Annotated in this window: 17 protein-coding genes and 2 pseudogenes; 18 read left to right on the top strand and 1 reads right to left on the bottom strand. The window is 70.1% G+C overall.

What is annotated here, in order from left to right:
• Positions 1 to 122: 122 nt before the first annotated feature.
• Positions 123 to 608 carry a hypothetical protein gene (locus BLT44_RS14755; RefSeq protein WP_143026179.1) on the bottom strand — a complete coding sequence of 162 codons (486 nt, stop codon included), beginning with the start codon at positions 606 to 608 and terminating at the stop codon, positions 123 to 125.
• Between the two features lie 333 nt (positions 609 to 941).
• Here BLT44_RS14755 and BLT44_RS14760 point away from each other — a divergent pair, with 333 nt between their 5' ends.
• The 18 genes and pseudogenes from BLT44_RS14760 (at position 942) to BLT44_RS14840 (ending at position 20,706) form a co-directional block, all read left to right on the top strand.
• The gene (locus BLT44_RS14760; RefSeq protein WP_010156615.1) at positions 942 to 2,348 is read left to right on the top strand and encodes a M16 family metallopeptidase; all 1,407 of its coding nucleotides are present in this window, start codon (positions 942 to 944) and stop codon (positions 2,346 to 2,348) included.
• A 23-nt stretch (positions 2,349 to 2,371) separates the two neighbouring features.
• A complete protein-coding gene (dapB, locus tag BLT44_RS14765) occupies positions 2,372 to 3,127 on the top strand; it encodes a 4-hydroxy-tetrahydrodipicolinate reductase (protein WP_029608255.1) in 756 nt (251 codons plus the stop codon).
• Complete coding sequence (locus BLT44_RS14770; RefSeq protein WP_010156617.1) at positions 3,124 to 3,585, top strand: hypothetical protein; 462 nt, start codon at positions 3,124 to 3,126, stop codon at positions 3,583 to 3,585. Before dapB ends, BLT44_RS14770 begins: the two co-directional genes overlap by 4 nt.
• A 108-nt stretch (positions 3,586 to 3,693) precedes the next feature.
• Positions 3,694 to 5,292: an APC family permease gene (locus BLT44_RS14775; RefSeq protein ID WP_010156618.1), complete on the top strand. Its 1,599-nt coding sequence runs from the start codon at positions 3,694 to 3,696 to the stop codon at positions 5,290 to 5,292.
• Between the two features lie 56 nt (positions 5,293 to 5,348).
• Positions 5,349 to 6,158, top strand: a complete 810-nt coding sequence (locus BLT44_RS14780; protein ID WP_010156620.1) for a thymidylate synthase — start codon at positions 5,349 to 5,351, stop codon at positions 6,156 to 6,158.
• A 13-nt stretch (positions 6,159 to 6,171) separates the two neighbouring features.
• Positions 6,172 to 6,684, top strand: coding sequence for a dihydrofolate reductase (locus tag BLT44_RS14785; protein WP_010156621.1), 513 nt, complete (start codon positions 6,172 to 6,174; stop codon positions 6,682 to 6,684).
• Positions 6,685 to 6,693: 9 nt separating this feature from the next.
• A complete protein-coding gene (gene dapA / locus BLT44_RS14790; RefSeq protein ID WP_010156622.1) occupies positions 6,694 to 7,674 on the top strand; it encodes a 4-hydroxy-tetrahydrodipicolinate synthase in 981 nt (326 codons plus the stop codon).
• 11 nt (positions 7,675 to 7,685) lie between these two features.
• A complete protein-coding gene (locus BLT44_RS14795) occupies positions 7,686 to 9,362 on the top strand; it encodes a ribonuclease J (protein WP_010156623.1) in 1,677 nt (558 codons plus the stop codon).
• 3 nt (positions 9,363 to 9,365) lie between these two features.
• On the top strand, positions 9,366 to 10,439 hold the full coding sequence (locus BLT44_RS14800) for a lipid II:glycine glycyltransferase FemX (RefSeq protein WP_010156624.1): 1,074 nt from the start codon (positions 9,366 to 9,368) through the stop codon (positions 10,437 to 10,439).
• Positions 10,439 to 12,058 carry a murein biosynthesis integral membrane protein MurJ gene (gene murJ, locus BLT44_RS14805; protein ID WP_010156625.1) on the top strand — a complete coding sequence of 540 codons (1,620 nt, stop codon included), beginning with the start codon at positions 10,439 to 10,441 and terminating at the stop codon, positions 12,056 to 12,058. The genes BLT44_RS14800 and murJ overlap by 1 nt, the downstream gene beginning before the upstream one ends.
• The gene (locus BLT44_RS14810; protein WP_074690456.1) at positions 12,055 to 13,089 is read left to right on the top strand and encodes a lipid II:glycine glycyltransferase FemX; all 1,035 of its coding nucleotides are present in this window, start codon (positions 12,055 to 12,057) and stop codon (positions 13,087 to 13,089) included. Before murJ ends, BLT44_RS14810 begins: the two co-directional genes overlap by 4 nt.
• A gap of 90 nt (positions 13,090 to 13,179) precedes the next feature.
• Positions 13,180 to 16,128: an FtsK/SpoIIIE family DNA translocase gene (locus BLT44_RS14815; protein ID WP_074690457.1), complete on the top strand. Its 2,949-nt coding sequence runs from the start codon at positions 13,180 to 13,182 to the stop codon at positions 16,126 to 16,128.
• A 79-nt stretch (positions 16,129 to 16,207) separates the two neighbouring features.
• Entirely contained in the window at positions 16,208 to 17,248 is a 1,041-nt protein-coding gene (locus BLT44_RS14820; RefSeq protein ID WP_010156630.1) for a hypothetical protein, read from the top strand.
• Positions 17,249 to 17,282: 34 nt separating this feature from the next.
• Entirely contained in the window at positions 17,283 to 17,882 is a 600-nt protein-coding gene (gene pgsA, locus BLT44_RS14825; protein ID WP_010156631.1) for a CDP-diacylglycerol--glycerol-3-phosphate 3-phosphatidyltransferase, read from the top strand.
• Positions 17,879 to 18,420: pseudogene (locus BLT44_RS14830) on the top strand (CinA family protein). Before pgsA ends, BLT44_RS14830 begins: the two are co-directional and overlap by 4 nt.
• 70 nt (positions 18,421 to 18,490) lie before the next feature.
• The gene (locus BLT44_RS14835) at positions 18,491 to 19,771 is read left to right on the top strand and encodes an amino acid ABC transporter substrate-binding protein/permease (protein ID WP_342341530.1); all 1,281 of its coding nucleotides are present in this window, start codon (positions 18,491 to 18,493) and stop codon (positions 19,769 to 19,771) included.
• Positions 19,735 to 19,950 (top strand): ABC transporter permease subunit, encoded by a 216-nt coding sequence (locus tag BLT44_RS16125; RefSeq protein WP_342341531.1) that lies wholly within the window; start codon positions 19,735 to 19,737, stop codon positions 19,948 to 19,950. Before BLT44_RS14835 ends, BLT44_RS16125 begins: the two co-directional genes overlap by 37 nt.
• Positions 19,947 to 20,706: pseudogene (locus BLT44_RS14840) on the top strand (amino acid ABC transporter ATP-binding protein). The gene BLT44_RS16125 and the pseudogene BLT44_RS14840 overlap by 4 nt, the downstream one beginning before the upstream one ends.
• Positions 20,707 to 20,711 lie beyond the last annotated feature (5 nt).

Here is a 20,711-nt window from a genome sequence, read left to right on the forward strand (position 1 = left end):
CCGGACTTCCTGTCGCATCTCGGGAGTGCGCACGCGCCGCGACGGTCGCAGGTCGGGAGCGCGCGCACCGCGACGACGGTCCGCGTCCTGATCCGGGCGGATGCAGGGAGCGGTTCACCGGTTCAGCGGGCGTTCCTCGCGGCGGTCGCCTGCGCGATGCGCGCGGTGAGGATCCGGATCATCTCGGCCGGGTGACGCAGATCGTGCGCGGTCACCCGGATCACCGCCCACCCCGCGTCCTCCATAGCGCGTACTCGGGTCACGTCGACGCGGGCCTGCCGCAGCGCATCACCGCCCACGAAGTGGTGCGCGCCTTCGTACTCGATCGAGATCCGCACCGCAGCCAGCGCGGCGGGCGTCGCGGCGGGCGGGTCGTATCGCCCCGGACCGGACACGATCCAGTCGCCCGCGGCGAGGAGCTCCTCGCGCGTGGCGACCTGCGCGAGGAGGCACCAGGCGTCGACGACGCTCGGAAGCCACGGCGGTCGATCGGGAACACGCTCGAGCGTTCCGGGCCGGAGCTGGTGGCCGGCGGTCTCCGGTCGCCGAAGGGGCCGCGACGGGCGCACCGCGCCGCATGTCCACTCCGTGGACGGGGCGCTTGACATCGGCCGAGTAGAGGCGCCAGCGGGGTGTTCCGGCTGAGAGGAGATCGCCGACGCGCGTGGGCGAGGCGTCGAGCAGGGGGAGTGGGGAGTGGGGAGAGCGGACGCATCGCACCAGCATGGCGGTGCGGGCGTGTTCCTGCACACGTTATCCACAGGGGAGCGCTGCTGCATCGTCGTGGACCCCGCCGCCCGAATTTCGCGACGGAAGGTACGCGCATCACGGCGCGATGCTCGGAGTTCTTGTCGCATCTCCGTCTGGGCGAGCCGGCGGGGGCCGCGCGGGCCGTCCGTCCGCCCCGGAAGCTCCGAGCCGCGAGGCCCTAGGCTGAGGGCATGCGCGAACCCATAGCCCTGCCCCTCGACCAGCCCGAACTGACCGCTGATCTGGGCGGCGGGCTCGTCAGGCGCACCGTCCACCCCAGCGGCCTGCGCGTGCTGACCGAGCGCATGCCGGGGGCGCGAAGCGCGTCGATCGGATTCTGGATCGGCGTGGGCTCGCGCGACGAGCAGGCGGAGCGCCCGGACGCCCCCGGCAGCCTCGGGTCCACCCACTTCCTCGAGCACCTGCTGTTCAAGGGCACCCCGACGCGCGACGCGTTCTCGATCGCGACCGAGTTCGACCGCATCGGCGCCGAGCACAACGCGCTCACCGCGAAGGAGTACACCTGCTACCACGCGAAGGTGCGCGATGCCGACCTCGAGGTCGCGGTGACGATGCTGAGCGACATGGTCGCGAACTCGGTGCTCGACGCCGACGAGTTCGAGACGGAGCGCGGCGTGATCCTCGAGGAGCTGGCGATGGCCGCCGACGATCTCGCCGACGTCGCCAACGAGCGCTTCTTCGAGGCCGTGCTCGGGGAGCACCCGCTCGGGCGGCCGATCGGCGGCTGGCCGGAGACGATCACGGAGGCCCGTCGGGCCGACGTCGATCGCCACTACCGCGATCGCTACGATCCCTCGACGCTGGTGGTGACCGCGGCGGGGGCGGTCGACCACGACCGGCTCGTGGCCCAGGTGCTCGCCGCGCTGAACGCCTCGCCGGAGGAGCGCTGGCACACCGACGGCGCCGCCGCCCCCGTGCGGCGGGAGCAGGTGGTCGACGCGTCGCCGGCGGGTGCGGAGGCTCCCGGACGCGCCTCCCTCGACTCGCCGCTCGAGCGGGAGCCGCGCGTGCGGATCACCGAGCGCCCCTCCGAGCAGGTCAATCTGCTGATCGGCACGCACGGCTTCAGCGCCGGCGACCCGCGCCGCTTCGCCTACGGGATCATGAACTCGGTGCTCGGCGGCGGCATGTCGAGCCGGCTGTTCCAGGAGATCCGCGAGAAGCGGGGTCTCGCGTACACGGCGTACTCCTTCGGCGCGAGTTACTCCGACTCCGGCGTGTTCGCGATGTACGCCGGCACCGCCCCCGAGAAGGCGGCGGACGTCATCGAGCTCAGCCGGGTGGAGCTGCGCAGGCTCGCCGACACCGAGATCTCGGGCGAAGAGCTCGAGCGGGCGCTCGGTCAGATCGCGGGTTCCACGGCGCTCGCGCTCGAGGACTCGGACACCCGGATGGGCCGCCTCGCTCGCGCTGAGCTCGGCAGCGGCGAGCTCTTCGATCTCGACGCCTCGCTCGAGCGCTTCGCCGCGGTGACGCCCGAGCACATCCGCGAGGTGGCGGCGACGCTCGCCGCCCGCCCGCTCACGGTGGTCGCGGTGGGGGAGGCCTCGCGATCCTCGCTCGAATCGAGCGACTGACCGCCGAACGGTACCCTGGACCCATGACGAATCGTGTAGCGGTCTCGGGGTCGACCGGCCGACTGGGAGCCCTCGTGTGCGAGGTCGTGGAGCAGCATCCCGACTTCGAGCTGGTCGCGCGGCTGCGCAGCACGTCGGGGCCCGAGGAGGGCGCCGACGCCGACATCGTGATCGACGTGAGCCGCCCCGACGCCTCCCCGGGGATCGTGGATCGCGCGCTCGCCCGCGGGCAGCAGGTGGTCGTGGGTACGAGCGGATGGTCGGCCGCGCTGCTCGCCGAGCTCTCCGCCGAGCTGGAGCGCACGCCGGAGCGCGGCGTGATCGTCGTGCCGAACTTCTCGCTGGGCTCGGTGCTCGGCACCGCGCTCGCGCGCATCGCCGCGCCGTACTTCGACGCCGTCGAGGTGGTCGAGGCGCACCACCCCGGCAAGGTCGATTCGCCGAGCGGCACTGCGGTGCGCACCGCCGAGCTCATGGCTGAGGCCCGCGGCGGCCGCCCGGTCGAGGCCCCGTTCGCGGAGCAGCCGGCGCGCGGTGAGCTCGTCGCGGGAATCCCAGTGCACAGCCTGCGGCTGGCGGGCGTGGTCGCGAAGCAGGAGGTGCGCTTCGGCGGGCCGGGCGAGGTGCTCACGCTCACGCACGACACGCACTCGAACGAGGCGTACCGCGCAGGCGTGCGGGCGGCGCTCGAAGCGGCTCCCGCGGCGCGCGGGCTCACGGTGGGGCTCGATGCGCTGCTCGGCCTGAACGGCGCGGCGCTCGACGGCGGCGCGCGATGAGCGCTCGCACGCGCGCCATCGTCGGCGTCGCGATCATGAGCGCCGTACTGGTGCTGTACTTCGTCTTCGTCGGCATCCGAGCGGTCGCGCTGCTCGGCTCGGGAGACCTCATCGCGATCCTCATGGGCGTCGCCATGCTGGTGCTGCCGCTCATCGGTGCGTGGGCGCTCCTGCGCGAGATCATGTTCGGCAGTCAGGCCACGCGGCTGGCGGGCCGGCTGGAGGCGGAGGGCGCGCTGCCCGAGGAGCCCGTGTCGGCCCGCCCGTCGGGTCGCCCGGATCGCGCCGATGCCGACGCCGCGTTCCCGAAGTACCGCGACGAGGTCGAGGCGCAGCCGGAGTCGTGGCGCGCGTGGATGCGCCTCGGAATTGTCTACGACGCGTGCGGCGATCGGAAGCGGGCGCGCGGTGCGATTCGTCACGCGATCGCCTGCGAACGGCAGGATCTTCGGTCGTAGCCCGGGCGATTCGTGAATCGCGCGCCGCATGCATAGAATCGATGCCCGGGCCGCCACGTCCGGAGCTTTCTGGAACATGCGATCGACGACCCAGTCTGGAAAGGTGACATGGCGAAGTACGACCTCAACGCGCCCGAGCCCGCGACGCGGACGCTCGATTCCGTCAGCGGCATCAGCAAGAAGGGGCTGCCGTCGGGCACGGTCGGAGTGCTCGGCGCCCTGGTCATCGGCCTCTCGGTGTGCGCCCCGGCGTACACGCTCACGGCAGCCGTGGGCCCGGCGGCGAGCGAGGTCGGCTATCAGACCCCCGCGATCTTCCTCATGGGCTTCATCCCGATGCTGCTCGTCGCGCTCGGGTACCGCGCGCTGAACTCCGCGATGCCCGACTCGGGAACCTCCTTCACGTGGGCGACCCGCGCCTTCGGGCCGTGGATCGGCTGGATGGCGGGCTGGGGCCTCATCGCCGCCACCGTGCTCGTGCTGTCGAACCTGGCGGGCATCGCCGTCGAGTTCCTGTTCCAGTCGATCAGCATCATGGCGAACGATCCGTCGATCGCCGACATCGCGGACAACAAGTTCATCAACATCGCGGTCTGCCTCGGGTTCATGGCGCTCGCCACGTTCATCTCCTACCGCGGCATGACGTCGACGAAGGTGTTCCAGTACATCACCGTCGTCTTCCAGATGGGCGTCATGGTGTGGTTCATCATCGCCATGTTCGTTGGCGCGGGCGACCCCGCGAACGCCGAGGGCGCCATGCCCGAGCTGTCGTGGTTCAACCCCTTCGAGGTGAGCAGCTTCAGCGCTTTCGCCGCGGGCATCGCGGTCTCGATCTTCGTCTACTGGGGCTGGGACACCGTGCTCACGATGGGCGAGGAGACGAAGCCGTCGAAGGGCCGGCTCTCCACGGAGAGCAAGGCCGCGATGATCCTCGTCGCCATCCTCGTCGTGCTCTACGTCGGCACGGCGACCGCGACGGTCGCCTTCGCGGGCATCGGCGACGGGCCGACGGGCCTCGGCAACTCCGCCATCGTCGAGAACGTGTTCGCGGCGCTCGCGCACCCCGTGATGGGGCCCGCCGCGATCCTGCTGTCGCTCGCCATCCTGGTCAGCGCCATGGCCTCGATCAACTCGACCGCCATCTCGCCCGCCCGCACCCTGCTCGCGATGGCGCACTACCGGGCGCTGCCCGCGGCGATCAAGCGCGTCCACCCGAAGTTCAAGTCGCCGCACGTCGCCCTCATGCTCTCCTCGATCGTGGCGTCGGTCTTCTACGCCGTGATGCGGTTCGTCAGCGAGGACGTGCTGTGGGACACCATCACCGCGCTCGGCATGATGGTGTGCTTCTACTACGGCATCACCGCTCTCGCGAGCCCCTGGTACTTCCGCAGGACCGCGGTGCGCGAGGGCGTCGGATCGATCATCTCGAAGATCGTGCTTCCGGGGCTCGGCGGCGTGCTGCTGCTGATCGTGTTCGTGAAGACCACGATCGACTCGATGAGCCCCGATGCGGGATCGGGCAGCAATATCGCGGGCGTCGGCCTCGTCGGCATCATCGGCGTCGGCGTGCTCGGCATCGGCGTGGTGCTGATGCTCCTGCAGGCGAAGGCCTCGCCCGAGTTCTTCTCGGGGCGCGTACTGGCGCGCGTCGACGCCTCGGAGGACACCTCGGCGATGCCGGTGTTTGACGACGGCCTCGGCTCGTAGCCCGCGCCGCCGTGCACCTCGGCGTTCCCGGAGCGGGCCGCGGTAGACTCGGGCCCGTGAGTGCGAACGCGATCCCGACCCCGTACGAAGACCTGCTGCGAGAGGTGTACGAGCACGGCACCGCGAAATCGGATCGCACGGGTACGGGAACGCGGAGCCTCTTCGGGCGGCAGATCCGCTTCGACCTGGCCGAGTCGTTCCCGCTCATCACGACGAAGCGGGTGCACTTCAAGTCGCTCGCCGTCGAGCTGCTCTGGTTTCTGCGCGGCGAGGGCAACACCGCCTTTCTGAAGGAGCACGACGTCACCATCTGGGACGAGTGGGCCGACGAGCAGGGCGACCTGGGGCCCGTGTACGGGGTGCAGTGGCGATCGTGGCCGACGCCGTCGGGCGGTCACATCGACCAGATCGCCCGCGTGATCGAGCAGCTGCGGGAGAACCCCGATTCGCGCCGCATCATTGTCTCCGCCTGGAACGTCGCCGACCTCGACGACATGGCGCTCGCGCCCTGCCACGCGTTCTTCCAGTTCTACGTGGCCGACGGCAGGCTCTCGTGCCAGCTGTACCAGCGGTCGGCAGACATGTTCCTGGGCGTGCCCTTCAACATCGCCTCGTACGCGCTGCTCACCCTCATGGTCGCCCAGCAGACGGGGCTCGAGCCGGGGGAGTTCATCTGGACCGGCGGCGACTGCCACATCTACGACAACCACGTCGAGCAGGTCGAGCGTCAGCTCGCCCGCGATCCGTTCCCGTACCCGAGCATCGAGATCCGCAAGGCCGATTCGATCTTCGCCTACGAGCTCGACGACTTCTCCGTCGTCGACTACCAGCACCATCCCGGCATCAAGGCGCCGGTGGCGGTGTGATGTGATCCTCGGAATGATCTGGGCCGAGGCCCGCGGGGGAGCCATCGGCCGCGGCGGCGACATGCCGTGGCGCCTGCCGGAGGACGCGGCGTTCTTCAAAGAGCGGACCCTCGGCGCGCCGGTGGTCATGGGTCGCAGCACCTGGGAGTCGCTGCCGGAGCGCTTCCGGCCGCTGCCGGGGCGCGAGAACGTCGTGATCACGCGCGACGCCGACTACGACGCGCCCGGGGCGACGGTGGAGCCGAGCCTCGAATCGGCGCTCGCGGCGCTCGGCGAGCGCACGGGAGTCGAGGATCGCGTCTGGATCATGGGCGGCGGCCGACTCTACCGCGCCGCGATGCCGTATGCCGACGAACTCGTCGTGACCCGCATCGAACTCGATGTGCCCGACGCCGACACCTTCGCGCCGCAGATCGGGCCGGAGTGGACGCTCGTCGATGCGGGCACGCCCGAGACCTCGCGGACGGGGCTCGTGTACCGCTTCGAGCGGTGGCGCACGGAGGCTCCGAGAGAGAACGTCCGGTAGCCTAGTCACGTGGCACACCCAGAGAATCCTTTCGGTCAGGTCCTCGTCGCACTCATCACGCCGTTCCACGCCGATGGTGAAGTCGATTGGGCTGCGACCGAGAAGCACATCGACGACTGCATCTCGAGCGGCGCGGACGGCATCGTGGTCACCGGTACGACCGGTGAGACGAGCACGCTGACCGACCCGGAGAAGCTGAAGCTCGTCGAGGTCGCGAAGTCGGTCTCGGGCGGCCGTGCCAAGATCATCACGGGCGGCGGCTCGAACGAGACGGCCCACGCGATCGAGCTCTACCGCGCCAGTGAGCGCGCGGGGGCCGACGGCGTGATGATCGTCACTCCGTACTACAACAAGCCGACCCAGGCCGGCCTCCTCACGCACTTCCGCATGGTGGCGGACGCGACCGATCTGCCCGTCATCCTGTACGACATTCCGGGCCGCACGGGCGTGCCGATCACGTACGAGACGCTGCTGCGGCTCGCCAAGCACCCGAACATCCTCGCCGTGAAAGACGCGAAGGGCGACTTCAGCGAGGTCAGCCGCGTGCTGAACCAGACCGACCTGATGTACTTCTCGGGCGACGACGCGAACGTGCTGCCGCACCTGTCGATCGGCGCGACCGGCCTCATCGGGGTGACCGCGAACATCGCGGCCGCTCCGTACCGGGCGATCATCGACGCCGTCAACGCAGGAGACCTCCATACGGCCCGCGACGTGCATCAGCGGCTCGAGCCGCTGGTGCGCGCCGTCATGACGCACGTTCCCGGCACCGTCGCCGCCAAGTACATCCTCCACGGTCTCGGACGGATCGGCAGCCCGCGCGTGCGACTGCCGCTCGTCGGGCCGGAGGAGTGGGAGGCCGCCCTCATCGAGGACGAGCTCGCCCTCATCACCGATGCCCCCGGCATCGATCTCTCGAACTTCAGGCCGGACCGCAACGCGGCTGCCGGCGGTGCCCTGCCCCGGATCGCAGGCACCACCCGCCAATAACAGGAGGCTCAGTGCCCAACCCCGTAATCACCCCGCCCGCGCTCGAATCGGGCACCCTTCGCATCACGCCGCTCGGCGGCCTCGGCGAGGTGGGCCGCAACATGACGGTCTACGAGATCGACGGCAAGCTGCTCGTCGTCGACTGCGGCGTGCTCTTCCCCGAGGAGCACCAGCCGGGCGTCGACGTGATCCTGCCCGACATCTCGAAGATCGAGCATCGCCTCGGCGACATCGTCGCCGTGGTGCTCACGCACGGCCACGAAGACCACATCGGCGCGGTGCCGTACCTGCTGAAGCGGCGCGAGAACATCCCGCTCATCGGCTCGAAGCTGACGCTCGCGTTCGTCGAGGCGAAGCTCAAGGAGCACCGCATCCGCCCCGAGACGCGCGTCGTCGCCGAGGGCGACCGCATCACGACCGGTCCGTTCGACCTCGAGTTCATCGCGGTGAACCACTCGATCCCCGATGCGCTCGCCGTGGCCATCCGCACCGACGCCGGGCTGGTCATCGGCACCGGCGACTTCAAGATGGATCAGCTGCCGCTCGACGGCCGCATCACCGATCTGCGCGCCTTCGCCCGTCTCGGCGAAGAGGGCGTCGACCTCTTCATGACCGACTCGACCAACGCCGAGGTGCCCGGCTTCACGGCCCTCGAGAAGGACATCGGGCCGGTGCTCGAGCGCGTCATCGAGAAGGCGCCCGGCAAGGTGGTGGTCGCGAGCTTCTCGAGCCACGTGCACCGCGTGCAGCAGGTGCTCGACGCCGCGCAGAAGAACGGGCGCCGCGTCGTGCTGCTCGGCCGCTCCATGGTGCGCAACATGAAGATCGCCTCCGATCTCGGGTACCTGACCGTTCCCGAGGGCGTGCTCGTCGACCTGAAGAAGAGCGGCGACATCCCCGACGACCGCATCGTGTACATGTCGACCGGTTCGCAGGGCGAGCCGATGGCGGTGCTCGCGCGCATGGTGAACCAGGAGCACCAGGTCGAGATCGGCGCGAACGACACCGTGATCCTCGCGTCGAGCCTCATCCCGGGCAACGAGAACTCGGTCTACCGCATCATCAACGGCCTCATGAAGCTCGGCGCGAACGTCGTGCACAAGGGCAACGCCAAGGTGCACGTCTCGGGTCACGCCTCCGCGGGCGAGCTCATGTACTGCTACAACATCGTGCGCCCGAAGAACGTGATGCCGATCCACGGCGAGTACCGTCACCTCATCGCGAACGCGGGTGTCGCCATCCAGACCGGTGTGCCGCAGAACCGCACGATCATCGCCGAGAACGGCACGGTCGTCGATCTCGCCGACGGCGTCGCCCGCAAGGTCGGCCAGCTCGAGATCGACTTCATCTACGTCGACGGCAAGAGCGTCGGCCGCGTCACCGACGAGGACCTGCGGGATCGCCGCACGCTCGCCGAGGAGGGGTTCATCTCGGTCATCACGGTCGTCGAGACGAGCCTCGGGCAGATCATCTCGGGCCCCGAGGTGCACGCCAAGGGCGTCGCGGAGGACGACCGGGTCTTCGACAAGATCAAGCCGCAGATCGCCGACGCCCTCGAGCAGGCGATGAAGGACGGCGTGACCGACCCCCATGCGCTGCAGCAGATCACCCGGCGCACCGTGGGCCGCTGGGTGGGCACGAAGCTGCGCCGGAAGTCGATGATCGTCCCTGTCGTGGTCGTGGTGTAGCTCGTGACGACCGGTTCGGCTTCGGCCGTCGCCCGGTTCGCCTCCGACGCGGAGCGCGCGGAGTGGAATGCGCGCATCGCCGCGAACCCGGGCGGCGGAGAGGTGTGGGCGGGCGAGCAGTACCTCGACGTCAAGCGCGCCGAGAACGGGTACCGCGACTTCCGCGTCATCGTGGAGCGCGGTGCACGCCCGCCCATCGCCGTCGGCGTGCTCGCGAAGCGCGCGCCGCTGCTCGGCTGGTGGTGGCATCTGCCCGCGGGGCCCGCGGGCGCGGACGCCGCGGAGGTGCTCGAGACGGCTGCGGCCGTCGCCGCGCTCGCGCGGGCCTCCGGCGCCTTCCTCCTCAAGATCGAGCCGCGGATCGGCCGCGAGGCGATCCCCGACATCCACGAGGCCGGCTACCGCGACGCCGTGCGCATCATTCCGAACCCCTCGACGGTGCTCGTCGACGTCTCCGGTTCGGAGGACGAGGTGTTCGCGCGGATCGGCAAGAAGGCGCGCAACGCGATCAACCGGGCTCGGCGGGATGGCATCTCGGTGTCGCGGGTCGAGCCCACCGCCGAGCACAGCGCCCAGCTCTTCGGGCTGCTGCAGGAGACCGCCGAGGGGCGGTTCGTGCTGCGCTCGGAGCGGTACTACCGCGAGTTCTGGCAGCGCTTCTCGCAAGCCGGCGTCGGGCAGATGTTCCTCGCGCACCGCGACGGTGCGCTCGTCGCCGGAGCGTACGCGATGGCGCTCGGCGCGAAGACGACGTACAAGGACGGTGCCTCCATGCGGGCGAAGACGGCCTACGGGGCCTCGCACGCGCTGCAGTGGGAGGTCATGCGCTGGGCGAACGAGCGCGGCGCCCTCGTGCACGACCTGTGCGGCGCGCCGCCCTCGGATCGCGCCGACGATCGCGAGCACCCGCTGTTCGGCGTGGGGCAGTTCAAGCGCTCGTTCTCGCCGCAGATCGTCGACTACGCCGGTGCGTTCGACCTGCCGCTGCGCCCGCTGGCGTACCGCATCTGGGAGGTCGCGGGCGATCGGATCGCGCGACGCGTCTCACTCGCCGTTCGGAAGGACCCCTACTACTGATGGCCGCCGGACTCATCCGCGCGAGCGCCGTCATGGCGTCGGGCACGATCGTCTCGCGCGTGCTCGGCCTCGCGAAGGCCATGCTGCTCGCCTACGCCATCGGCTCGGTCGGGGCGCGCTCGGCCGACGCGTTCGCGAACGGCAACCTGCTGCCGAACACCGTCTACATGATCCTCATCGGCGGCGTGCTCAACGCCGTGCTGGTGCCGCAGATCGTCAAGGCCGCTCAGAACAGCGACGGGGGAGCGGGGTACATCAACAAGATCCTCACCCTCGTCACGACCGCGCTCGTGGTGATCACGGGCCTCGCGATGGCGGCGGCCCCGTGGATCGTGCGGATCACCGTGGAGGGCTGGGGCGAGGATCAGCTCGCGCTCGCCACGGCGTTCGCGTACTGGTGCATGCCCCAGGTCGTCTTCTACGGCATCTACACCGTCATGGGCGAGGTGCTGAATGCCCGCAGCCGGTTCGGCCCCTTCACGTGGGCTCCCGTGCTCAACAACCTGATCGCGATCGGCGGCATTCTCGTCTTCATCGCGATGTTCGGCGCCGACCCTGAGGGGCGTCTCGCGGTGACGGGGTGGACGCCCGAGATGATCGCCGTGCTGGGCGGCAGCGCGACGCTCGGCATCGTGGCGCAGGCGCTCATCCTCTTCGTGTCGTGGCGCAACGCGGGCATCCGCTTCCGGCCAGACTTCGCCTGGCGCGGCGTGGGCCTCGGCCACACCGCCCGCCTCGCGACGTGGACGCTCGCAATGGTCGTGGTGATGCAGGTCGGCGGCATCGTGACGAACCGCATCGTCGCGATCGGCTCGGGGGAGGGGCCGTCCACGAGCGCGATGCAGAACGTCTGGCTCATCTTCATGATGCCGCACTCCGTGATCGCGGTATCGCTCGCGACCGCCTACTTCACCCGGTTGGCGGAGTGGGGGCAGTCCGGCCGCATGACCGAGTTCCGGAGCGACCTCTCGGCGTCGCTGCGGCAGATCGCGCTCGTCATGGTCTACGCCGCCGTGATCCTCGTCACCGCGGCGCCCTTCGTCGGCCGCATCATCAACTTCGGGGCGCTGCCCGAGCAGGTCGACATGTTCGCCGAGGCCCTCGTCGCCTACGCGGCGAGCCTCGCGGCCTACAGCTTCCTGTTCGTCGTGCAGCGCGCCTTCTACGCGCTCTCCGACACGCGGACGCCGTTCGTGTTCACCACGATCCAGATGGTGCTCGTCATGGCGCTCTCCCTGCTGCTGCCCGTGCTCGTCGCCCCCCGCCACATCGGCGTCTCGTTCGCGGTGATCTGGTCGTTCGCCACGATCGTCGAGGCGCTGATCGCGACCTGGCTGCTCCGGCGCAAGATCGGCTCCATCGACGGGCGGCGAGTGGCGCAGAGCCTGACGAAGTACCTCATCGCCGCCGTTCCCGCCCTCGCCGTCGGCCTGCTCGCGACGCACCTCGGGCGCCTCATCGCGCCCGAGTTCGGCGTCTGGCAGGCGCTCCCGTTCGCGGTCGTCGAGGCCGTCGTCGTCGGCGTCGTCTATCTGCTGGTGCTCCGCCTGCTCCGATCCTCTGAGGTGTCGGACATCGTCGGCACGCTCACCCGAACTCTCGGAAGGACCCGTTCGTGACCTCCCTCACCGTGACCCCCTGCACCGACCGCGCCGAGTGGGATGCCACCGTCGAGCGGCTCGGCGGCCACCCGCTGCAGCTGTGGGGCTGGGGCGACGTGAAGTCGGCCCACCGATGGTCGGCCGAGCGCGTGCTCGTGCGCTCGGGCGCCGGCGCCGACGCGCCCGTGGTGGGCGCCTGCCAGCTCCTCACCCGAACGCTGCCCGGCCCGATCGGCGACTTCGTCTACGCGCCTCGCGGCCCCGTGCTCGCGCGCGACGCCGAGGCGCCGGAGCGGCCCGCCGCCGCGCCGGCACCTTCCGCCGTCGCCGATGCCGTCGCCGACTACGTGCACGGCTCTCGGCGTGCGGTGGCGCTCTCGGTGGAGCCCGACGAGGACGCGGGCGCGTTCGCCCTCACGCCCCGCTGGCGCCGCGCCGAGACGCCCGTGCTGCCGGCGCGCACGCTGATCCTGGATCTGCGGCGGTCGGAGGAGGAACTGCTCGCGGACATGTCGAAGAAGCACCGGCAGTACATCCGGAAGTCGGGCCGGGAGGACGCCCTGCAGATCCGCCCGGTCGAGACGCTCGAGCAGCTCGACGCCTGCCTCGAGGTGTACCGCGAGACGAGCGAGCGCGCCGATTTCGGGCTGCACGAGGACTCCTACTACCAAGACGTGTTCACCATGCTCGGAGACGACGCCCCGGTCTGGGCGGCGTACGCCGAGGGCCGCCCGGTGGCGTTCCTCTTCATGGCGAAGTCGCGCCGCACCGCGTTCGAGCTGTACGGCGGGATGGACGAGACGGGGCAGCGCCTGCGCGCCAACTACGCGCTCAAGTGGCACGTCATCAGGCTCATGAAGTCGATCGGGATCGAGCGGTACGACTTCGGCGGCCTCATCAACGACGGCGTGACCACCTTCAAGACGGGCTTCGCGTCGCACGAGAACCTGCTCGCGGGCAGCTGGGACCGCCCGGGCCCGGGGTACGCGCTGTGGTCGAAGGGCCTGCCGCTCGCGAAGCGCGCGGTTCGGGCGCTGCGCCGACGCTAGGGGCTCCGCCGGTCGCCTCCGGGCCCGGCGATTCGCGCGGGCGCGGAGCGTCAACTCGCCATTGTCGGCGGTCGAACGTACCCTCGTACCATGGCCAGTAAAGCTTCGTCGCGCCAGCACACGGGAAAGGCCGCGACTCGGGGTTCCCGTTCAGCGGATACCCGAGCGACCGCGAAAACGAAGGTGCTCGCCGAACCGGAGGCTACGGACGGCGTCGTCGTGCGCGCCTGGAACGGATTGGCGCACGCCGTCGGGGCCGCGGCCCGCGCCTTCCGCGTCGAGCCGCTCGCGCCCGAGGATCGTCGTGACGGCGTGCCCCTGCTCCTCGTGCTGCTCGCGATCGCCGGAGCGGTGATCGAGTGGTTCTTCATCGGGCAGACGTTCGCCGTGACCCTCGATGCGTGGTCGTTCGGCGGGCTCTTCGGGCGGGTCGCCTTCGGTCTGCCGATCATCATGGCGGGCTTCGCGCTCTGGCTCTTCAACCATCCGTCGAGCGTGCACGACAACCGGCGCATCGCGACGGGGCTCACGCTCGCCGTGCTCTCGGCAGCCGGTCTGTGCCACCTGTACGGCGGCATGCCGAACCCCTGGGAGAACCCGGAGCAGCTGAGCGCTGCGGGCGGCGTCTTCGGCTGGCTGGTGGGTGGGGCGCTCAAGTACCTCACGATGTGGGTCGCGGTGCCGCTGCTCTCGATCCTGATCCTCATGTCGCTGCTCATCGTCTTGAAGACGCCGCCCTCGCGCATCGCCCGACGCGTGCGCGAGGCGTACGCGTTCCTCTTCGGCGTGAGTGCGGAGGGCGAGCATGATGCCGCGCCCGCGACCGCGCCGAAGCGCAGCCGCAAGCAGGAGCGGGCCGAGCAGCAGGCGCTCTTCGACCTTGAGCAGCAGGAGGGCGACGGCGACGCGGTGCCCTGGTGGCGTCGCAACGCCTCCGGCCGGGAGGAGGACCCGGAGTACGCGGCCGACCGCTCCGGCCTCGATGCCGCACTCGGCGGCTCCGCACTCGGCGGCACCGCGCCTGAGGCGGAGAAGAACGGCGCGTTCGAATCCGCGCTCGCCCCCGAGCCGGCGACCGGCGTGTTCCCCTCAGACCTCTTCGACGAGCTCGAGCAGGCCGAAGCAGCCGTGCAGGCGACGGCGACCGGACCGGCGTCGGGGCTCGGCGACGACTCCTGGGACGACTTCGCGGCCGCCGCTCCCGAACCGCCCGCGGAGGAGCCGGCCGCACCTGCGGCGGCCTCGGAGCCCTTCGTCGTCGCGCCGCCGCACAGCCCCGCCGACCAGGCCGCGTACCGCCTGCCCGACCAGAACGCGCTCTCGGCCGGCGACGCCCCGAAGACGCATACGGAGGCGAACGACCTCATCACGGCCGCGATCGCGCGGGTCTTCGAGGAGTTCAAGGTCGATGCCCGGGTCTCGGGCTTCTCACGCGGCCCGACCGTGACGCAGTACGAAGTCGAGCTCGGCCCCGGCGTCAAGGTGGAGAAGGTCACCGCGCTCTCGAAGAATCTCTCCTACGCCGTCGCCTCGAACGAGGTGCGCATCCTCTCCCCGATCCCCGGGCGGAGCGCAATCGGCATCGAGATTCCGAACCAGGACCGCGAGAACGTCGCGCTGGGCGACGTGCTGCGTTCGAGCAAGGCGCAGCGCAGCCCGCACCCGATGACCATCGGCGTGGGCAAGGACGTCAAGGGCGGCTTCGTCGTGGCGAACCTCGCGAAGATGCCCCACCTGCTCGTCGCCGGTGCCACCGGCTCGGGCAAGTCGAGCTTCATCAACTCCATGATCACCAGCATCCTCATGCGGGCGACGCCCTCCGAGGTGCGCATGGTGCTCGTCGACCCGAAGCGCGTCGAGCTCACCGTCTACCAGGGCGTGCCGCACCTCATCACGCCCATCATCACGAACCCCAAGAAGGCGGCCGAAGCGCTGCAGTGGGTCGTGAAGGAGATGGACATGCGCTACGACGACCTCGCGAGCTTCGGCTTCCGCCACATCGACGACTTCAACGAGGCCGTGCGGTCGGGCGGCATCGTGCTCCCCGAGGGCAGCCAGCGCGTGCTGAAGCCCTACCCCTACCTGCTCGTGGTGGTCGACGAGCTGGCGGACCTCATGCTCATCGCCCCCCGGGACGTCGAGGACTCGATCCAGCGCATCACGCAGCTGGCCCGCGCCGCCGGCATCCACCTGGTGCTCGCGACGCAGCGTCCCTCGGTGAACGTTGTGACCGGCGTGATCAAGTCGAACGTGCCGAGCCGCTACGCGTTCGCCGTCGCGTCCGGCACGGACTCGCGCGTCATCCTCGACGAGGTGGGCGCGGAGCGGCTCATCGGGCAGGGCGACGGCCTGCTCCTGCTGAACGGCGAATCGTCGCCGGTGCGCGTGCAGGGCGCGTGGGTCGGGGAGGCGGAGATCGCGCAGGTGGTCGCACACGTCAAGGCTCAAGCGCAGCCCGAGTACCGCGCGGACGTGGCGCAGGCGGTCGAGAAGAAGGAGATCGACGAAGACATCGGCGACGATCTCGAGGTGCTGATCGCGGCCATCGAACTCGTCGTCTCCTCGCAGTTCGGCTCGACCTCGATGCTGCAGCGCAAGCTGCGCGTCGGCTTCGCGAAGGCGGGCAGGTTGATGGACCTGATGGAGTCGCGCGACATCGTCGGACCGTCGGAGGGATCGAAAGCCCGCGACGTGCTCGTCAGCCCTGAGCAGCTGCCCGAAGTGCTCGCGCGCATCGGCGGCGGCCCGGCCCCCGCCGCACCCGCGTTCGAGTCCCCGCGCCCGCAGCCGCCGAGCGCCGGCGCACCGGGCTCCTCCGCATCCGTGGCGAGCGGCGCGGCGGGCCTCGCCTCCGGAGGCGCCGCCTCCGCTCCGAGCACCGGCGGCGACGCGGAGACGGACGTCATCGATCCGTTCGACGCATCGCTCGGAACCGCCGACCCCCGGTACGACGACCCGATCGCCCAGCACCAGGCGAGCCTCGAAGAGGTCGAGAGCGACGGCGACGAGGACGCGTGGCAGCTCACCGGGCGGGACTGACCCGAAACGCTTCGGACCGATGCCGGACCGAAATCCGAGTGGCGCGGAGCCCCCGCGCCGATGAAAAGAGGAGACGACGGTGACGCATCCCGACGCGCAGGTGGCCCCCGGTCCGCACGAGCCGCAGGAGCACGACCGCCGGCAGCGCGGCGCCTGGATCTGGGGAGTGACCGCCGCGCTCGCCGTGGTGGTGCTCGGCGCCGCCGGCACGGTGATCGCCGTCGACGCGCAGTCGAATAATCGCGGTGAGGTGCGTGCGATCGCGGCGCAGTACCTCGACGCGGTCGCGGCGGGGCGTCTCGCCGACGCGGAGCAACTCTTCGACGGAGCACCGTCGGCAGGCTCGGGCGAGGCCCCGAGCGCCGACGTGTTCGCCGAGGCGGAGCACATCGCGCACCCCGAGCTCGGGCGCTTCCGCGTCGACTTCGACGCCGGCCGGGCCACCGGCGAGGTCGTCTACGAACTCGACGGCTACCCGTACACCGACCACCTCGAGCTGCGTCGCGACGAGGACGACTCGTGGAGCGTCACCTCGGGGCTGCGATACGACGTGATGCTCGACACGGCCGGAGGCGGAGCGCTCGGGTTGCGCGGAGCCGACGAGCCGTTCCCCGCGGGGGCCGACGTCGTGACCCTTTACGCGGGCCAGTACGCGCTCGAATCGCACAATCCCTACTTCACGACCCTCGACGGGGCCCGATTCCCCGTCACCTCCGCGGGCGACGCGCTCTTCGCCTCCGACTGGGTCGCTCCCGGGCCCGACTACGCCGACGAGGTGCAGCGGAAGGTCGCCGAGGCCTACCGCGAGTGCGCCACGTCGACGGACGTCTGGGAGTTGCAGTCATGCGGCATCGACGTGATGGAGCCGAGCCCGAGGTTCGACCCCGCCGCCCAGGTGGCCGTATCGGTGGAAATGGTGACGCCGCCGCTGGTGAGCAGCGTCGACGAGACCTCGATCTGGATGCAGATCGAGGATCGCGGGGCATTCACGGCGACGTACACCGGCCGCGGCGCCGACGGCCGACCGCTCACCGAAGAGCTCGAGGTGGGCGCCTCCGACGCGGACGTTGAGGTGACGCCGACGACGGACGGGCTCGACGTCGAGATCTACGCCTACTAGGAGCGGGCGGCGGCGCCTCAAGTAGGCTGCTGACATGACCGCCAACGCCCCCGCGCCCGCGGCGCCCAGCAACTGGAACGCCCCCAACGTCATCACGGGGGCGCGCATCCTCGCCACGCCGTTCTTCCTGTGGATGCTGCTCGCCGATGGCGGCACCGACGGCCCCTGGCGGTGGGCGGCGGCCGTGTTCTTCGTGCTCGCGATCGCGACGGACGCGTGGGACGGGCACATCGCACGGTCCCGAGGGCTCATCACGGATCTCGGCAAGCTGCTCGACCCGATCGCCGACAAATTCCTGACCGGCGCAGCGCTGGTCGGCCTCTCGATCCTGGCCGAGCTGCCCTGGTGGGTCACCGTGCTCATCCTCGTGCGCGAGGTCGGCATCACCGTGCACCGTCTGCTCGTCGCCCACGACGTCGTGCTCGCCGCCGCCTGGGCGGGCAAGGTGAAAACCGTGGCGCAGTCCGTCGCGATCACCCTCGCACTGCTGCCGCTCGCCGGTGTCGTGGGATCCGCCGCGCCCCTCGTCGAATGGGTCAACATCATCACGATGACCATCGCCTTCATCCTCACTATCACGAGCGGGCTCGACTACATCGTGGGGTACGCGCGGGCGAGGCGGGCGGCACGGTGACCGCGTCCCGCCGAGCGGAGCTCGCCCGGCGCGTCATCGAGGAGGCGGGCGCGCGCGGGCTCACCCTCGCCGTCGCCGAGTCGCTCACCGGCGGTCTGCTCGCCGATGCCTTCGTCTCGATTCCGGGGGCCTCGCGCGTGCTCGTCGGGGCATCGTCGCCTACGACACCGCGCTCAAGCACTCGCTCCTCGGAGTCGACGACGAGCTCCTGCGCCGGAGCGGCCCCGTCGACGGCGACGTCGCGCGACAGATGGCCGCCGGGGTGCGTCGAGCGTGCGCCGTGCCGCGCAGGGGCTCCGCCGAGGCTCCCACGGCAATCGGCGTCGCCACGACGGGCGTCGCCGGGCCCGATCCCGATCCGCAGACCGGTCAACCCGCCGGAACGGTCTGGGTCGCGGTGAGCGCGGGCGCCGTCGAGCGGCAGCGGCTGCTCGACCTCGACGGCGACCGCGCGACCATTCGCGCGGCAGCCGTCACCGCGGCGATCGAGCTGCTGGTCGAGTGCCTCGAGCCCGGATCGGCCTCATCCGCTCCGTGACCTCGGTACGCTGGGGGCGAATCGATCATCGCAGATCGCGGCGATCCAACTCCGCGAAGGGGAATTGAGAGTGCAGAAGAACAGACGTTGGACTCGCGTGCGCGCCGGTCTCGCGGCAGGATTCGCAGCGACGCTGCTGCTGGGAACCGGAGCGGCGACTGCGGTCATGCCGGCTCAGGCGGAGGGGGAGACGTACGTCATCGCGACGGACACCACCTTCGCGCCGTTCGAGTTCCGCGATCCGTCGACCGGAGACCTCGTCGGCATCGACATGGACCTGATGAACACGATCGCGGAGCGGGAGGGGTTCAGCGTCGACATCCGCTCGCTGGGCTTCCAGGCCGCGCTCTCGGCCGTGCAGTCGGGGCAGGCCGACGGCGTCATCGCCGGCATGTCCATCACGGACGAGCGCAAGGAGATCTTCGACTTCTCCGAGCCGTACTTCGAGTCGGGCGTGCAGATGGCGGTCGCCGCGAACGACGACTCGATCGAGGGCTATGACGACCTCGCGGGTGAGACCGTGGTCGCGAAGTCGGGTTCCGAGGGGCTCGCCGAGGCCGAGAAGCTCGCCGAGGAGTACGGCTTCACGGTGAAGGCGCTCGATCAGTCGGCGACCATGTACGAGTCGGTGAAGAACCAATCGGCGGTCGCAGTGTTCGACGACTACCCGGTGCTGGCCTACGGCATCGACCAGGGCAACGGACTCAAGGTCGTCACCGAGAAGATCCCGGGCGGCGAGTACGGCTTCGCCGTGGCGAAGGGCGAGAACTCGGAGCTGCTGGCGGCGTTCAACGACGGGCTGGCGAAGCTGCAGGCCGACGGCACCTACGACGAGATCCTCGACACGTACCTCGGCGATTCCGAGACCACGCAGGGCGGCGGCAACATCTTCGAGCTCGTGGTCGAGAGCTGGCCGGCGCTCTCCAAGGGCCTCTGGAACACGGTGTCGATCACCGTCGTCTCCTTCATCATCGCCCTCGCGCTCGGGCTCGTGTTCGGGTTCATGAAGATCTCGTCCTCGCGCGTCGTGCGCGGAATCGCCACGGTGTACGTCTCGATCTTCCGCGGCACGCCGATCCTCGTCTGGGCCTTCCTCTTCTACTTCGGGCTGCCGCAGCTCACCGGGGCGCCCGGAAACGTCTTCCTCGCCGGTGTCGCCACGCTCGCGCTCAATGCCGGTGCCTACCTGACCGAGATCGTGCGCGGCGGACTGCAGGCCGTGGATCCGGGGCAGATGGAGGCGGCGCGGTCGCTCGGCCTCGGGTGGGGCGCTCGATGCAGCGCGTCGTCGTGCCGCAGGCAGCCAAGATCTCGATGCCCTCCGTCATCAACCAGCTCGTCATCACGCTGAAGGACTCGTCGCTGCTCCTGACCATCGGCTTCGCGGAGCTCCTCTACCAGGCGCAGCAGATCTATGCGGCGAACTTCCGCACGACGGAGATGCTCATCATCGTCGGAGTGATGTACTTCATCGTCATCACCCTGCTGACCTGGCTTGCGAACATCGTGGATAAGAAGGTGAACAAGTGACCGAGAACACGGCAACGCACACGGGCACTCCGGCGATCGAGGTCGCGGGACTGCGCAAGTCGTTCGGCAGCAACGAGGTGCTCACGGGCATCGACCTCGTCGTGGCGGAGGGGAGGTGGTCTCCGTGATCGGACCCTCGGGATCGGGCAAGTCGACCCTGCTCCGGTGCCTCAACCGCCTCGAGGAGCCGAGCGGGGGCTCGGTCGTGGTGAGCGGCATGGAGCTCACCTCGCAGCAGGCCGACATCAACGTGGTGCGGCAGAACATCGGCATGGTGTTCCAGCACTTCAACCTGTTCCCGAACATGACGGTGCTCGAGAACATCATGCTCGCCCCGGTCGACCTGAAGAAGAAGTCGAAGAACGAGGCCCGCGATGCGGCGCTGTCGCTGCTCGAGCGCGTCGGGCTCTCCGAGAAGGGGGACGCCCGACCGGCGTCGCTCTCGGGCGGGCAGAAGCAGCGCGTCGCGATTGCGCGTGCGCTCGCGATGGAGCCGAAGATCATGCTGTTCGACGAGGCGACGTCGGCGCTCCGACCCCGAGATGGTGGGGGAGGTGCTGCCAGGTGATCCGCGATCTCGCGGCCTCGGGCATGACGATGGTGCTGGTCACCCACGAGATGGGCTTCGCGCGCGAGGTGTGCGATCGCGTCGTGTTCATGGACGGGGGCGCCGTGGTGGAGGAGGGCGCACCCGAGCAGGTGTTCGGCGATCCGCAGCAGGCGCGCACGCGGGAGTTCCTCTCGAAGGTGCTGTGAGCGCC

The organism is Leucobacter chromiiresistens, from assembly GCF_900102345.1.
Classification (GTDB): Bacteria; Actinomycetota; Actinomycetes; order Actinomycetales; family Microbacteriaceae; genus Leucobacter; species Leucobacter chromiiresistens.

Excerpts from the sequence above, each read along its gene's own strand:
- murJ (WP_010156625.1), top strand. The coding sequence starts at position 10,439 with ATGGCCGCCGGACTCATCCGCGCGAGCGCCGTCATGGCGTCGGGCACG.
- BLT44_RS14775 (WP_010156618.1), top strand. The coding sequence starts at position 3,694 with ATGGCGAAGTACGACCTCAACGCGCCCGAGCCCGCGACGCGGACGCTC.
- BLT44_RS14785 (WP_010156621.1), top strand. The coding sequence starts at position 6,172 with ATGATCTGGGCCGAGGCCCGCGGGGGAGCCATCGGCCGCGGCGGCGAC.
- BLT44_RS14760 (WP_010156615.1), top strand. The coding sequence starts at position 942 with ATGCGCGAACCCATAGCCCTGCCCCTCGACCAGCCCGAACTGACCGCT.
- pgsA (WP_010156631.1), top strand. The coding sequence starts at position 17,283 with ATGACCGCCAACGCCCCCGCGCCCGCGGCGCCCAGCAACTGGAACGCC.
- BLT44_RS14815 (WP_074690457.1), top strand. The coding sequence starts at position 13,180 with ATGGCCAGTAAAGCTTCGTCGCGCCAGCACACGGGAAAGGCCGCGACT.
- BLT44_RS16125 (WP_342341531.1), top strand. The coding sequence starts at position 19,735 with ATGCCCTCCGTCATCAACCAGCTCGTCATCACGCTGAAGGACTCGTCG.
- BLT44_RS14755 (WP_143026179.1), bottom strand. The coding sequence starts at position 608 with ATGTCAAGCGCCCCGTCCACGGAGTGGACATGCGGCGCGGTGCGCCCG.
- BLT44_RS14770 (WP_010156617.1), top strand. The coding sequence starts at position 3,124 with ATGAGCGCTCGCACGCGCGCCATCGTCGGCGTCGCGATCATGAGCGCC.
- dapB (WP_029608255.1), top strand. The coding sequence starts at position 2,372 with ATGACGAATCGTGTAGCGGTCTCGGGGTCGACCGGCCGACTGGGAGCC.